The sequence below is a fragment of the Nakamurella sp. UYEF19 genome (genome assembly GCF_040546275.1).
Lineage (GTDB): Bacteria > Actinomycetota > Actinomycetes > Mycobacteriales > Nakamurellaceae > Nakamurella.
In genome coordinates, this window is sequence record NZ_JBEPNO010000004.1 from 189714 (window position 1) to 203323 (window position 13610).

General features: G+C 67.3%; 14 protein-coding genes. 8 read left to right on the forward strand and 6 right to left on the reverse strand.

The genetic code is table 11. The features are described 5' to 3' along the window. Nucleotides 1-59: 59 nt before the first annotated feature. The 5 genes from ABIB25_RS09320 to ABIB25_RS09340 all read left to right on the forward strand — a co-directional run bounded on the left by ABIB25_RS09320 (nt 60) and on the right by ABIB25_RS09340 (nt 5752). Entirely contained in the window at nt 60-1679 is a 1620-nt protein-coding gene (locus tag ABIB25_RS09320; RefSeq protein ID WP_354528151.1) for an ABC transporter ATP-binding protein, read from the forward strand. 1 nt (nt 1680) lies between these two features. Then, nucleotides 1681-2790: an ABC transporter permease gene (locus ABIB25_RS09325; RefSeq protein ID WP_354528152.1), complete on the forward strand. Its 1110-nt coding sequence runs from the start codon at nt 1681-1683 to the stop codon at nt 2788-2790. After that, nucleotides 2787-4043, forward strand: a complete 1257-nt coding sequence (locus ABIB25_RS09330) for an ABC transporter permease (RefSeq protein WP_354528153.1) — start codon at nt 2787-2789, stop codon at nt 4041-4043. Before ABIB25_RS09325 ends, ABIB25_RS09330 begins: the two co-directional genes overlap by 4 nt. Before the next feature lie 114 nt (nt 4044-4157). Continuing rightward, nucleotides 4158-4550 (forward strand): cytidine deaminase, encoded by a 393-nt coding sequence (locus ABIB25_RS09335; RefSeq protein WP_354528154.1) that lies wholly within the window; start codon nt 4158-4160, stop codon nt 4548-4550. Beyond that, complete coding sequence (locus tag ABIB25_RS09340) at nt 4547-5752, forward strand: amidohydrolase family protein (protein ID WP_354528155.1); 1206 nt, start codon at nt 4547-4549, stop codon at nt 5750-5752. The genes ABIB25_RS09335 and ABIB25_RS09340 overlap by 4 nt, the downstream gene beginning before the upstream one ends. On the opposite strand, the gene ABIB25_RS09345 is transcribed toward ABIB25_RS09340, so the two are convergent. After that, nucleotides 5741-6661, reverse strand: coding sequence for a class I SAM-dependent methyltransferase (locus tag ABIB25_RS09345; protein WP_354528156.1), 921 nt, complete (start codon nt 6659-6661; stop codon nt 5741-5743). The genes ABIB25_RS09340 and ABIB25_RS09345 overlap by 12 nt on opposite strands. Nucleotides 6662-6820: 159 nt before the next feature. Between ABIB25_RS09345 and ABIB25_RS09350 the strand changes: the two genes are divergently transcribed. Beyond that, a complete protein-coding gene (locus ABIB25_RS09350) occupies nt 6821-8239 on the forward strand; it encodes an amidohydrolase (RefSeq protein ID WP_354528157.1) in 1419 nt (472 codons plus the stop codon). Between the two features lie 76 nt (nt 8240-8315). Further along, nucleotides 8316-8912, forward strand: a complete 597-nt coding sequence (locus ABIB25_RS09355) for a class I SAM-dependent methyltransferase (RefSeq protein ID WP_354528158.1) — start codon at nt 8316-8318, stop codon at nt 8910-8912. A gap of 46 nt (nt 8913-8958) precedes the next feature. On the opposite strand, the gene ABIB25_RS09360 is transcribed toward ABIB25_RS09355, so the two are convergent. Next, complete coding sequence (locus ABIB25_RS09360; RefSeq protein WP_354528159.1) at nt 8959-9399, reverse strand: VOC family protein; 441 nt, start codon at nt 9397-9399, stop codon at nt 8959-8961. Between the two features lie 196 nt (nt 9400-9595). After that, a complete protein-coding gene (locus ABIB25_RS09365; RefSeq protein ID WP_354528160.1) occupies nt 9596-10258 on the reverse strand; it encodes a class I SAM-dependent DNA methyltransferase in 663 nt (220 codons plus the stop codon). Nucleotides 10259-10436: 178 nt separating this feature from the next. Here ABIB25_RS09365 and ABIB25_RS09370 point away from each other — a divergent pair, with 178 nt between their 5' ends. Continuing rightward, complete coding sequence (locus ABIB25_RS09370) at nt 10437-11324, forward strand: MBL fold metallo-hydrolase (protein WP_354528161.1); 888 nt, start codon at nt 10437-10439, stop codon at nt 11322-11324. Between the two features lie 33 nt (nt 11325-11357). On the opposite strand, the gene ABIB25_RS09375 is transcribed toward ABIB25_RS09370, so the two are convergent. The 3 genes from ABIB25_RS09375 to deoD form a co-directional block, all read right to left on the reverse strand. Continuing rightward, complete coding sequence (locus ABIB25_RS09375) at nt 11358-11750, reverse strand: MerR family transcriptional regulator (RefSeq protein WP_354528162.1); 393 nt, start codon at nt 11748-11750, stop codon at nt 11358-11360. After that, nucleotides 11747-12712, reverse strand: a complete 966-nt coding sequence (locus ABIB25_RS09380) for an aldo/keto reductase (protein WP_354528163.1) — start codon at nt 12710-12712, stop codon at nt 11747-11749. The genes ABIB25_RS09375 and ABIB25_RS09380 overlap by 4 nt, the downstream gene beginning before the upstream one ends. 68 nt (nt 12713-12780) lie before the next feature. Then, nucleotides 12781-13488: a purine-nucleoside phosphorylase gene (gene deoD / locus ABIB25_RS09385; protein ID WP_354528164.1), complete on the reverse strand. Its 708-nt coding sequence runs from the start codon at nt 13486-13488 to the stop codon at nt 12781-12783. Between the last annotated feature and the right edge of the window lie 122 nt (nt 13489-13610).

Here is a 13610-nt window from a genome sequence, read left to right on the forward strand (position 1 = left end):
CGAGATGATGCGACGTCGCCGAGCCCTGATTTTCTTCCCGCGGACGAGCAGGAGTACGTGTGAGCACAGCCCCAGACCAGGCGAAATCGGCGTCCCCACTGGCCGTCCGGCTGACCGGGATCACCAAGCGGTACCCGGGTGTCGTGGCCAATTCCGACATCAATCTGAGGGTGCGGCGCGCGAGCGTGCATGCGCTGGTCGGGGAGAACGGGGCCGGTAAGTCCACCTTGATGAAGACGCTCTTCGGTCTGCACCAGCCGGACGAGGGCACGATCGAGGTGGACGGCAACACCTTGACCTTCCACTCACCGGCCGACGCGATCGCTGCGGGCATCGGGATGGTCCACCAGCACTTCATGCTGGCCGACAACCTGACGGTCTGGGAGAACGTGGTGCTCGGTGCCGAACCGGTCTCCGGTGGCCGGTTGAACGGCGCCAAGGCTCGTGCCGACATCGTCGAGATCGGCCGCCGTTACGGCCTGACGGTCGATCCCAAGGCACTGGTCGAGGAGCTGGGAGTCGGTGCCCGCCAGCGGGTCGAGATCATCAAGGTCCTCTACCGCGGCGCGAAGATCCTGATCCTGGACGAGCCGACCGCCGTGCTGGTCCCGCAGGAGGTCGACGAGCTGTTCGGCAACCTCAACGATCTGAAGGCCGAGGGCCTCACCATCATCTTCATCTCGCACAAGCTGGACGAGGTGCGGGCCATCGCCGACGAGATCACCGTGATCCGTCGCGGCACCACCGTCGGCACGGCCGATCCGAAGTCGGTGACCAACCGGCAACTGGCCGAGCTCATGGTCGGGTCGGCGCTGCCCGTTCCCGAGCTGCGGGATTCGACGGTGACCGACCAGGACATGCTGACGCTCACCGGCGTCCGGGTGACCGGGGCCGAGGGTCGCGACGTGCTCAGCGACATCAACCTGACCATCCACGCCGGCGAGGTACTCGGCATCGCCGGGGTCGAGGGCAACGGCCAGGCCGAACTCGTCGACGCCGTCATGGGCATCGGACCGATCGCCGACGGCAAGATCTGGCTGGACGGCACCGACATCAGCTCGCTGTCGACGCTCAAGCGGCGCGAGGCCGGCATCGGGTTCATCTCCGAGGACCGGCACCGCCAGGGGCTGACGCTCGAGGCCTCGCTCTGGGAGAACCGTGCGCTCGGCTTCCAGACCAGGGCCCCGGTGAAGAAGGGCATCCTGTTCGACCGGGCCGCGACGAAGGCCGACACCCGGCGCCTCGTCGAACAGTTCGACGTGCGGACCCCCGGCATCGATGTGCTCGCGGCCGCACTGTCCGGTGGTAACCAGCAGAAGCTCATCGTCGGGCGGGAGATGAGCGGCAACCCGGTGCTGCTGATCGCTTCTCACCCTACCCGCGGGGTCGACGTCGGCGCCCAGGCCGCCATCTGGGACCACCTGCGCAGGGCCAGGGCCGCTGGCCTGGCCGTCCTTCTCATCTCCGCTGACCTGGAGGAACTCATCGGTATGTCGGACACCCTGACCGTGATCCTGCGCGGCCGTCTGGTGGGCCGTTTCGACCCGGGCGCCGTCACTCCGGAGATCCTCGGCGTTGCGATGACCGGTGGACACGACGCCGGCGCGGACACCGACGGTGCTGCCGGGTCGATTGCCTCGGTGAACGGGCCCTCTGCCACTCTCACGAAGGGGCTCTGAGATGGCGCTGTCCGGCCGCAAAGTCGCGCTCGGCGCCGCCGGCCCGCTGGGTGCGCTGGTGGTGGCCGCCATCATCTCGGCGGCGATCCTGTTGGTCACCAAGCACAATCCGTTCGAGGCGTTCGGCGCCATGGGCGGTGCCTTCTCCAAGTCGCGAGTGCTCATCGGCACGCTGAATCAGGCGGCGTCGTACTATCTGGCCGCGGTCGCGGTGGCCATCGGGTTCAAGATGAACCTGCTCAACATCGGCGTCGACGGCCAGTACCGCCTCGCCGCGATGCTCGCCGCGTCGCTGGCCGGCTCGAGCCTGATGGACGGTCTCCCGAGCTTTGTCCGGGTCGGCCTGACGCTGGTGGTCGCCATGGTCGTCGGTGCGTTCTGGGCCGGGATCGCGGTGTGGCTCAAGGTGAGTCGCGGGGTCAGCGAGGTGATCAGCACGATCATGCTGAACGCCATCGCCACCGCCGTGGTGGCCTACCTGCTCAGCCCCGGTCGGCTGGCCGTGCAGTCGGGCAACAACCTCGGCACCGCAGTGATCCCCGACGCCGGCCTGGTGCCGACCATCGCGGTCGGGGGCTCGATCACGCCGATCTACACCCTGGCCCTGCTGGCCGTCGTGGTCGGTGTGATCTACGCATTCCTGTTGAACCGCACCATCTTCGGCTTCTCGATCAAGGCCACCGGGATGAATCCGGCCGCCGCGGTCGCGAGCGGCATCAGCGCGAAGAAGATGGCCGTTTCGGCGATGCTGATCTCCGGTGCGGTCGCCGGGCTGGTCGGCATGCCCGAGCTGCTCAACGGGCCGGCGGCTCAGTACTCGATCAACTTCCCGGCCGGTCTCGGTTTCACCGGCATCGCCATCGCGCTGCTGGGCCGGAACCACCCGGTCGGCATCATCTTCGCGGCGCTGCTGTGGTCGGCGCTGGACAGTTCGTCCAACTCGCTGCAGGGCGTCGGTGTGCCCAACCAGTTGGTGACGATCATGCAGGGCACCATCCTGCTGGCCGTCGTCATCGCCTACGAGATCGTCCGCCGGTACGGCGTGGGTCTGGAACAACGCGAAGTGGCCAGGGCCCTGGCCGCGACGCAGAAGCAGGCGGTGGCGGCGTGAGCACTGTGGAAGAGGTTCCGATCACGCGGCCGGTGGCCGCGCCCAAAGGACGGAAGCTGACCCCGGCGGTGTGGGTCGGCCTGGTCTTCGCGGGCCTCCTGGTGATCTCACTGGTGCGGGTGATCACTGGCGCGGCCAATCTCGACTCGGTCGGCGCGATCCAGTCGGCCATCATCGCGGCGGTTCCCATTGCCATGGCGGGTCTTTCGGGCCTCTGGTCGGAGCGGGCCGGCGTGGTGAACATCGGGCTCGAGGGCATGATGATCCTCGGCACCTTCGGGGCCGGCTGGGCCGGTTATCAGTGGGGGCCGTGGGCCGGCGTCGCCTTCGGCATGATCTGCGGGGTGCTCGGCGGTCTGCTGCTGGGCCTCGCCGCGATCACCTTCGGCGTCGATCACATCATCGCCGGTGTTGCGATCTCCATCGTGGCACCAGGTCTCACGCTGTTCCTGTCCCAGCTGTTGTTCGCCAACGCTCCCGGTGGCGGTGACCAGCAGTCGCCTCCGGTCAAGGGCGTCTACCAGATCACCATCCCAGGGTTGTCCGACTGGCTGACCACGTTGCAGGGCAGAGGGATCTTCCTGATCTCCGACCTGGCCGGCCTGGTCGGCGGGTCCGTCACCGGGCTCTCCGTCCTCACCGTGCTGGCGGTCATCCTCATCGCGGCCTCCGGATACGTGCTGTGGCGGACCAGGTTCGGCCTGCGGCTGCGGTCGGTCGGCGAGGCCCCGTACGCCGCGGAATCGTTGGGCGTCAACGTGGTCCGCTACAAGTACTACGGCGTCATCATCTCCGGTGCGATGTCCGGGTTCGCCGGTGCATTCCTCGTCGTCGGGCAGAACTACATCAACGGCCAGACGGCAGGACGTGGCTTCATCGGCCTGGCCTCGCTGATCTTCGGCAACTGGCGGCCGGGCGGCATGGCGGCCGGTGCGCTGCTGTTCGGGTACACCGACGGGGTGCGGCTCTTCGACACCGACGGAACGGCCATGCGCGCGTTCCTGCTGCTCGTCACCGTGGCTCTCGTTCTCGTTGCGGTGCTGCAGATCCGGCGTGGACAGCTCGCCGTCGGTGCAGTCGCCCTGCTGATCGCCGCGCTGGCCCTGCTCTGGTTCCTCCTCACCACCTCGCTGCCGGGTCAGCTCGTCACCGCCGCGCCCTACGCCATCACCCTGCTCGTGATGGGTCTTGCGTCCCAGCGGTTGCGGCCGCCGAAAGCGGACGGAATGACCTACCGCAAGGGCGGTCACTGATGGGCATCCGCCGAATCTGGTTGGCCGGAATGACCTACCGCAAGGGCGGTCACTGATGGGCATCCGCCGAATTTGGTTGGCCGGCATGACATATCGGAAGGGCGGTCACTGATCGTGGCGGAGTACGACTGGGAAGCGTTGCGAGGCCTGGCGATCGAGGCGGCCCACCTGGCCTACTGCCCGTACTCGGGCCTGCAGGTCGGAGTGGCGGCCGTGGTCGACGACGGCCGGATCATCACCGGCTGCAATGTCGAGAACGCCTCGTACGGGCTGGGTCTGTGTGCCGAGTGCGCACTGGTCGGGCAGCTGCGGCTGTCCGGCGGCGGACGCCTGGTGGCGCTCGCCTGCCGCTCCGGAACCGGTGACCTGCTCATGCCCTGCGGGCGGTGCCGTCAGGTGATCTACGAGTTCGGCGGTCCGGACCTGCTCGTCGACACGCCGTCCGGTATCCAGCCGATGACCTGGGTTCTCCCGGATGCGTTCGGGCCAGAGCACCTCCCGGCATGACGTCTCGTTCGCTGACCAGCGTTGCGGTGTGGGACGGTCTTGCCGACCTCGGGACGCGATGCTTGTCCTGGTCCGGCGACACGATTTCAGGTGTTGGCGAACCGACGGGAACCGCTGCCTACAGCGTCATCCCGGGTCTGGTCGACACCCATGTGCACCTGCTCGGGTACGCCGGTGGCCGTTCCAACGTCAGGGGTTTCGACACGTTCACCTGGCCGCTGGTGACCCTGCGCGAGGAGCAGACGCTCCACGCGACCGCCAACGCCCAGCTGGCGATGCGGATGGGCGTGACGACGCTGCGGGATCTCGGGGCCGACGAGTCCCAGGCGGCGATGGCCAGGGTGTTCGACGCGGGCATCCTGCCCGGGCCGCGGTTGCTGGCCTCGGGTCCGGTGGGCATGACCGCGGGACATCTCGATCTGTTCACGCCGCGTGCGGTGGTCGACCGTCCGCCGACCGCAGACTCTCCGGACGAATGCCGTGCGTTGGTGCGGCGCTGGGCGCGGGCCGGTCTGACCGGCATCAAGACGTACACCAGCGGTGGTGTGCTCTCGATGGGCGACAAGGTGTCCTGGCGTAATCACACTCGTGCCGAGATCGCCGCGACCGTCGACGAGGCGCACGCACTGGGCATGTTGGTGTCCTGCCACACGCATTCCGCGGAGGGCATCCAGATCGCCCTGGACGAGGGTATGGATTCCATCGAGCACGGCACCGGCATGACGCCGGAGCAGGCGGTGGTGATCGCCGAGCGCGGGATCACGGTGGCGCCGACGTTGTTGATCAACGACATGATCGCACGGGCCGAGGTGCCGGTCAGTACCGAGGCGCAATCCATTGCGGCAGAGTTGGTCTCGGCGCGCGACGAGTTGCTCCGGGCAGCGGCTGACGTCGGCGTCCGGTTCGTGCTCGGGACCGATGCCAACGGCTACTTCCTGGAGTTCGGCGACCAGTGGCAGGAGCTGCGCCGGATGATCGAGGTGCTCGGCTACTCACCCGGCCGGGCCTTGCAGGCGGCCACCTCCGACGCGGCCGCGGCAGTCGGACTCGGCTCGTCGGTCGGTCGGATCGCGGAAGGGTTCGGGGCTGACTTCGTCGTCATGAAAGGCCGCCCCTGGGAGGACGTCTCGCTCCTGTCCGCCGACAACATCGTCGCGGTTGTCTGCCGCGGGCGGGTGGTCTCCGGAGCGCTACCGGCCTGAGGCGCCGAGCACGAACGCCGGGGCCGACCAGTAGTCGGCCAGCGGCAGCACCTGGACGTCGCGGAACCCGGCCTCCTGCGCCTGCTCCCGCCACTGGTCGGCGGTGTGCTCCCAATTGGTGCGCACCCCGTCCGGGTCCAGTTGGCCCAGCAGCACCGGCATCAGGAAGCCCTGGGCCACCAGCACCCGGACGTCGTCGTCGTATTCGGCGAGCCCGCGTTCGTAGCGGGTGGCGAGCCCGCTGATGTGCGCGCGGCTCCTGGGCTTCTCGTCGGCCACGTCGAAGTCGACGATGAGCAGTCGGTCCACTCTCGTGCTCAACACCGTGAGCGCTGCCAGCCGCTCCTGCGGCTCGATGGACTGCAGTGCAAAGGTCGACTGGGCCAGCTGCCACCGCTGACCGGGCGGCGCCGAACGCAGGAAATCGGTGAGCCCGACCTGCCAGGCGGTGGTCGTGACGGGCAATCCGGTGCCGGCGATCGCGGCGAGCGCGTGCTGCAGCAGGTCGGCGCCGGGCTCGACCAGATCGATCATGCTCGGTGCGGTGCCGCCCGGTGCGGCCACCGACTGCTGCAGGGCAGGCACGAGCGCAAGTCCGTTGCCGCAACCGATGTCGAGCAGCGACCCGATTCCCGGGTAACCGGTGGCCAGGGTGGCGCTGGTCCGCTGGTAGAGATCGACGTTTCCGCCCCCGGCGATGAACGCCTCGAAGGCGGTGGGCTGGTCGTAGACGTCCTGGTGGTGGGAGGTGCGCAGGTAGGTCGACAAGGCAATGCCCAGCAGCGATCCCGCATCCGAGGCACGGTCGGCCAGCTCGCCCGCCTCATCATGATCGCCCTTCGAGGCAGCCACCAGACTCTTCTCGGCCCAGTCGAGAGCGTCCGGGTCGGGAATGTCCTGCACCACCATGTAGATCCTCTGGTCGGGTGTCGGGTGTCGGGTGTCGGGTGTCGGGTGTCGGGTGTCGGGCGTGGGTCGTGCCGGGGGCGCCGGGCCGACTGCGAAACTGGTACCGGCAGCAGCTGCTGCCGGACGAGCCACGTCGCGACCCGAACTCGAGGATGCCAGATGCCCGACACCCCACCTTGTCCGACTCCGAATCTGGATCCGACGGCGGATCTGGCCATCACCAACGTGACCGCGCTGGTGCACGGGGACGGCGGATCGATCGAGTTCCTCGACGATGCCACCATTCTCGTCAAGGACGGCAAGATCCTCTCCGTCACTGCCGGGCCTGATGTTGCTCCGTCCGATGGTGTTGCCGCCCGTGATGTCGCTCGTGATGTTGCGCTGGCGACCGTGACCATCGACGGCCGCGGCCAGGTGGCGATGCCCGGCCTGATCAACTGCCACACGCACTCGCCGATGGTGATGTTCCGCGGCGCGGCCGAAAACGTCAGTTCGTCGGACTGGTTCAACAAGAAGATCTGGCCGATGGAGGTCAATCTCACCGAATCCGATGTCACCCTGGCGACCCGGCTCGCCTGCGCCGAGATGATCGCCGGCGGCACCACGACCTTCGCCGACCACTATTTCATGATGGATCGCATCGCCGATGTGGTCGACGAGACAGGGATGCGCGCGAACCTCGGGTGGACCTACTTCTCGTCGGAGGGTGCCGCCGGGTTCGATCGCGGGTTGTCCTTCGCATTGGAGCGCAATGCTTCTGCCTCTGGTCGGATCACCACCTCGCTTGCGCCCCACGGCGACTACACCGTCAACGACGACGACCTGCGGCGCACCGCAGCCGCCGGACTGGAGCACGACCTGCTGGTTCACATCCATGCGGCGGAAAGTCGGATCCAGACCCGGCAGACGAGGGCACTGCGGGGGATCAGCCCGATCCAGGTGCTCGACTCGACCGGGATCCTGGCCGGCCGGACGCTGATCGCGCACGGCAAGGGTGTGGTGCCAGAGGATCTCCCGCTGCTGGCGGCGGCCAAGGGCCGGGTGGGCGTCGGGAGCGCGCCGAAGGGTTACCTGAAGGTGGGGGAGGAGACGACCCCGATCCGCGCGCTGCTGTCGGCCGGAGTGGCCGTCGGGCTCGCCACCGACGGTGCCGCGTCCAACAACACGCTGGACGTCTGGGAGAGCATGACGATGACGTCGCTGGTGCAGAAATTCGTCGAGCAGGACGAGCTGTGGATGACGGCCCGGCAGGTGCTGGGCATTGCCACCACCGGCAGTGCGGCGGCCGTCGGGCTGGCCGGGGTGGTCGGCTCGCTTGCTCCCGGCCACCAGGCGGACATCATCCTGGTGGATCTCTCCGGTCCGCACACCCAGCCGATCCACGACCTCGCGGCCACCCTCGTCTACAGCGCACGCTCGGCGGACATCTCGACCACCATCGTCGCCGGCCGGGTGCTGATGCAGGACCGCCGGCTGCTGACGGTCGACCTGCCGTCGACGATGTCCGCGCTCGCGCCCCGCCTGGCCCAGCTCACCGACATCAGCCACGGGAAGTCCATCCAGGACTACGGCTTCTGACCCCGCGCTTATCAACTTCGCCCGCGCTCATGAACGTGGCACAAATGTGACAGGTGGGACAGAAATCGACGACTTCATGAGCGCGGAGTCAGCGGCCACACGTTGGGATGCGGAGGCCGAAACTTTCGACGAAGCGGCAGACCACGGGCTCTTGGACCCCGAGGTACGGGCCGCCTGGCGTGCGCTTCTTCTGCATCACCTACCGGCTCCGCCCGGGCGGATCCTGGACCTCGGCTGCGGTACCGGAACACTCACCGCCCTTCTTGCCGATGAGGGATACCGCGTCGACGGGGTCGATTGCTCTCCCGAGATGATCCGGCTGGCCGAGACCAAAACGGCCGGCCTTGTCGGGGTCACTCTGCTGGTCGCCGATGCCTTTGACCCGCCGGTCGAACACGATGCCTACGACGTCGTACTTTGCCGCCACCTGCTCTGGGCCATGCCCGATCCCGGAACCGCGCTCAGGAACTGGACGCAACTCCTCACTGCAGACGGCGTCCTTCTCCTGGTGGAGGGGCGATGGAGCAACGACGTTGGGCTGTCTGCCGAACAAGTTGTCGCCTTCATCCAGGCGACATCGCGAGCGGCGGAGCTGACCCGGCTGACGGACCCGATCTATTGGGGCCGGGCGATCACCGACGACCGATACCTTGTCGTCAGCCTGGCCTCTTGAGTCGGGTTCGACCGGGCAGTGGATCGGCACCGTGTGTGTCGTCGCATCAGCGGATCTGCTCGAAGAGGGACACGATGATCCCTTCGGGCCCACGCACGTAGGCCATCCGCACGCTGTTCTCGTACTCACCGATGCCTCCGACGAGCCCGTATCCGTCGGCAGCCACCGCGTCGAGGGCCGCATCGAGGTTGCCGACTTCGAAGGACACGTTACGCAGGCCGAGCTCGTTGGCCATCGCTCCGGGTGACCCGGGCACGTGGGCGGGAGCCACGAAGCTCGAAAGCTCCAGCCGGGACCCTCCGTCCGGCGGCCTCAGCATCACAATCCGGCAGTGTGCGTCCGGAATGCCGCAGACGGTCTCCACGAACTCGCCCTCGACCGATCCGGTACCCTCGACCTCGAGTCCCAGTCCGACGAAGAACGCCGTCACCGAGTCGAGATCTGCGACGGTGATGCCAATGTGGTCGAAACGTCGTACGTGAGCCATGGGGCCATCCTCCAATGGTTGGTTGACGACATATCTGCTGTCGCGTCGCCATGGGGCACGGAATCCAGCGAGTCGGCCCACTGGCGTCCCGGTTGCTGTTGAGGCGCTGGGTCAGTCGTGGATGACGGCAAGCCCTGTTCGCGTGAGGTCGGCGAGACGATCGCGCATGGCCTGCACTCGCCGTAGCGGGATCCGCTCACGGCCCACCTGATGTGCGTCGTGCCAGTAGGTACCCCGCGGGTGGCTTGCTCGGCGAAAGTGGCTCGATACGAAGGCGGGCAAGTTCGGCGAACCCGTGCTCACGAAGGTGTGCGGCGAAGGCATCGAGGGTCCAGCGGTAGGCCGGTGAAGCCTTGTGGTCGTAGCGCACCCACCCCTCATCGCCTGCGCCATCAGCGATCTGCACGCCGATGAGCAGCGGGCCATTGATTTCCACTGCCCGAGCGAACTTGGCCAGGACTGTCGGCAACAGATGCGGCGGTAGGTGGATGAGGGAGAAGTGGGCGAGGATTCCAGCGATCGATTGGTCCGGGACGTCCAGGTCAAGCATCGACCCGACCTCGTACCGCAGGTCCGGACGGTGGCTGGACGCGATGGTGACCATCACCGGTGAGAGGTCCATGCCATAGGTGCGCACCCCGAGTTCGACGAGCAGTTCGGTCCATTGTCCGGGACCACAACCCGCGTCCAGGACCTCCGACCCAGATCCGCCGGCGTGGACCAAGCTCGCAAAAGCAGTGATCATTGCCGTCGACAACGTGTGGGTGGAGCTGTCGTCGTGCCGGACGAGGTCGTTGTAGGCCTGCGCTACATCGTCGTAGTCCTGTCGGGTCTGTCGTAGCGAGTCGAATTCCGTCACCTGGCACACGGTAGCTGCGGTCCCGTCCACCCTCCGATCTGGGCCCTCACATGGGGGGCAAGGTCGGGAGGGGACCTCCGAGCGGATGATAATTTCGCGTGGACGGCCGAACCTGGCCGGCCTCGGACAAGATGTGCGCTATACCCGACCGATCAAGACGACGCACGCGGGAGCCGTCATGTACGCACCGTCCGACCCGGATCCATACCGCTCGACCCCGGCCGCGCGCCCACTGGACGTCAACTGGATCCACGGCTCGCCGGAACCCAAGTACAACGACGATCCTGACATCCAGGTCTACCTCTTCGACGAAAATACCGTCATCCTCCGGCAGAACGTCGCGGTCAGTTTCGAGGCGCCGTTCATGTTCCTGCTCTTCGGGGAGTCTCGGGCCGTCCTCCTCGACACCGGCGCCACCGAATCGGCGCAGTACTTCCCGCTGCGCCGCACCGTGGACGGACTGGTCGACGAATGGCTGGCCGAGCACCCCTCCGTCGAGCGGTATCCGTTGCTGGTACTGCACACGCACTCCCATGGCGATCACACCGCCGGTGACGCGCAGTTCGCCGATCGGGCCGACACCAGGGTGGTGAACGCGCTTCTCGAGAACGCGTTCCCCTACTTCGGCTTCGACGAGGCACCCGACGCGGTGATCCCACTGGATCTCGGCGGCCGCGTGCTGGAGGCCCTGGCGAATCCTGGGCACCACAAGGCCGCGATCACGTTCTACGACACGGCGACCGGCATCCTGTTCACGGGCGACACCGTCTACCCCGGCCGGCTGTACGTGTTCGACTGGGACGCCTTCGACCGGACGATCGATCGGTTGATCGATTTCTGCGCCGAGCGCCCGATCAGCCACGTCATCGGTTGCCACATCGAGATGTCGACGTCTGCCGGCCAGGACTATCCGATGGGTTTCAGCTTCCACCCTGACGAGCACCCGCTCGAGCTGACCGTCGCGCACCTGCATCACATCCGCGCGACGCTGGACGAGAATGGGCGGCGTGCCGGCCGCTATGTCCTGCCGGAGTTGATCATCACGGCGATGGACCCGCCCGCGTAGCCCTTCGCGGCAGAATTGATCGGGCTGCCGCTCTTACTCGTCGTTGTCAGCTCGGGCCTGGTAGTCGGTGATCTTCTGGTCGATGACGTGCAGTGATTTCGTCCAGGTGCGGATGCGCTTGGCGACCTCGGCCCGGTGGTCCTTCAGCAATGCGAGTCGTTCGTCCACCCCGGCTGGGTCGCGTGCGACGAGGTGGGTGAATTCGGTGATGCGGGCCAGCGGCATGCCGGTATCACGCAGATGAAGCAGCACCTCGATGAGGTGCACCGCGCCGGAGTCATAGCTTCGGCGCCCCCCGGCGTCCCTGTGCGGTGGTGGGAGTACGCCGTGGCGTTCGTAGTACCGGATGGTGTCGGGGTTGAGGCCGACCCGTTCTGCGACCTCGCTGATACCGGCCGCCTGGTCCTGCTCGTCGGCGTTGGTCATGCTCGCGCTGCGTCGAGGCGGGCGATGAGGTGGTCCGGGAGGACCTGCGTGACGGCGTGCCACGCCGAGCGGACCTGGTCGGGGCCGGAGACCCCGACGATGGGCAGCACCGGCGTCGGGCGCTGATTCATCCAGGCCAGCACGACTTGACCGGCATCAAGGCCGACCTCGTCGGCAACTGATCGCAGTGCATCCAGCCGCTGGCCGCAGTGCTGGGTGCTGTAGTCGGCCGGCACCGGGCGGTCGGTGCGGGTGTAGGCGCCCGATAGCAGGGGTGAGTATCCGACCAGGGTGACCCCGGCGGAGGAGGCAATTCTCTCGGTCTCGAGGTCCAGCACTACTTGCGGTGCGGTGTCTGCACCGGGCTTGATCGGAAGATAGGAAAACCGTTGTTGCAGGACCCGGTACCGATGGTTCGTCGGCACGCGGAGAGCTTCCTGCAGGCGGGCGGCGGTCAGGTTGCTGGCGCCGATTTCACGCACCAGTCCTTCCTCGACGAGCTCACCGAACACACCGAGGGTCTCCGCCAGCGCCACGGTCGGGTCGTCGATGTGGGCGTAGAGCACGTCGAGGTGATCGGTGCGCAGTCGCTGCAGGCTGCCGGTGACCTGATCGCGTACTGCGCGCGCCGACAGCCCTTGGACGTGGTCGAGGTCGGAATGGCCGGGCCGAGGTCGGGCGCCGACCTTGGACGCCACCGTGATCCGGTCGCGGGCGGCCGGACCGCGAGAGGTGAACCAATCGCCGATGACGGTCTCTGATTCGTCGCCTACTCCGGACCAGAACGCGTAGTTGTTGGCCGTGTCCCAGAATGTCGCGCCCACTTCGGCGGCGACGTCCAGACACGACATGGCGGTCTGCGCGTCGACCGCCGTCCCGAAATGCATGGTGCCCACCGCCAAGGCCGACACGGCAAGGGCGCCCACGTGATGCGTCGTTGAAGAGGTTGTTGTCAGATCCATGCCACGACCTTCGCACCTGGACCAAGGTCCAAGTCAACATCCGGTGCTCGCCTGCGGCGTCGAGGCGGTCAGCTGAGAGCGGCGGCGATGGCGACCCGCGACATGTTCTCGAAGCACTCCTCGCGCTCGCGGGCGCTCATGTGCTCGAGCCGCCCGAGGTGGTCGGTGACGGTCAAGAGGGTCAGCGCCTCCGTGTGTTCGGCGGCCGCCGCCGCGTAGAGGGCGGCGGACTCCATCTCCACGGCCAATGTCCCGTGCGCGACCAGCGCGGCCATCGTCTCGTCGCGGGTGACGTAGAAATGGTCGGAGGAGAAGATCGGCCCGACCCGCATCGGGAGATCTACCGCCCGGGCGGCACCGACGGCGGCCGTCAGGAGATCGAACGACGGCGCGTGGCTCATCGAGACTCCGGGGATCCGCGCGGACGCCATCGCCGAGTCGGTGTGCGCCGCCGACGCTGCGACCACATCACCGAGCTGCAGAAACTCCTGCATGCCGCCGGCAGTGCCGACCCGGATGATCCTGCGTACCCCGAAGAACCGGTACAGCTCGGTCGCGTAGATGGTGATGGACGGGCATCCCATGCCTGACGCCATCACCGAGATCGGTTGTCCATCAACCGTTCCGGTATAGCCCAGGATGCCGCGCACCTCGTTCACCAGTTTCGGTGAGTCGAAGAGTTTCTCGGCGATCAACTTCGCGCGGCGCGGATCTCCAGGCATCAGAACAGCCGGTGCAAAATCGCCCGGTTCGGCGTCGATGTGCGGCGTGGCCATGGTGACAGGCTATGCGGCGCGGGTGCGGCTGTGGTCAGCGGCTCGTCGGTGGATTCCTATCGCTCGCGGGTCGGGCCCGGGCGCGGGAGGATCATGCCGAGCGGCATCGACGCCGTCGAGGT

Bases quoted from the DNA above. Each gene is read 5' to 3' on its own strand.
- ABIB25_RS09325 (WP_354528152.1), top strand. From the start codon at position 1,681: ATGGCGCTGTCCGGCCGCAAAGTCGCGCTCGGCGCCGCCGGCCCGCTG.
- ABIB25_RS09340 (WP_354528155.1), top strand. From the start codon at position 4,547: ATGACGTCTCGTTCGCTGACCAGCGTTGCGGTGTGGGACGGTCTTGCC.
- ABIB25_RS09345 (WP_354528156.1), bottom strand. From the start codon at position 6,661: ATGGTGGTGCAGGACATTCCCGACCCGGACGCTCTCGACTGGGCCGAG.
- ABIB25_RS09350 (WP_354528157.1), top strand. From the start codon at position 6,821: ATGCCCGACACCCCACCTTGTCCGACTCCGAATCTGGATCCGACGGCG.
- ABIB25_RS09355 (WP_354528158.1), top strand. From the start codon at position 8,316: ATGAGCGCGGAGTCAGCGGCCACACGTTGGGATGCGGAGGCCGAAACT.
- ABIB25_RS09360 (WP_354528159.1), bottom strand. From the start codon at position 9,399: ATGGCTCACGTACGACGTTTCGACCACATTGGCATCACCGTCGCAGAT.
- ABIB25_RS09370 (WP_354528161.1), top strand. From the start codon at position 10,437: ATGTACGCACCGTCCGACCCGGATCCATACCGCTCGACCCCGGCCGCG.
- ABIB25_RS09375 (WP_354528162.1), bottom strand. From the start codon at position 11,750: ATGACCAACGCCGACGAGCAGGACCAGGCGGCCGGTATCAGCGAGGTC.
- ABIB25_RS09380 (WP_354528163.1), bottom strand. From the start codon at position 12,712: ATGGATCTGACAACAACCTCTTCAACGACGCATCACGTGGGCGCCCTT.
- deoD (WP_354528164.1), bottom strand. From the start codon at position 13,488: ATGGCCACGCCGCACATCGACGCCGAACCGGGCGATTTTGCACCGGCT.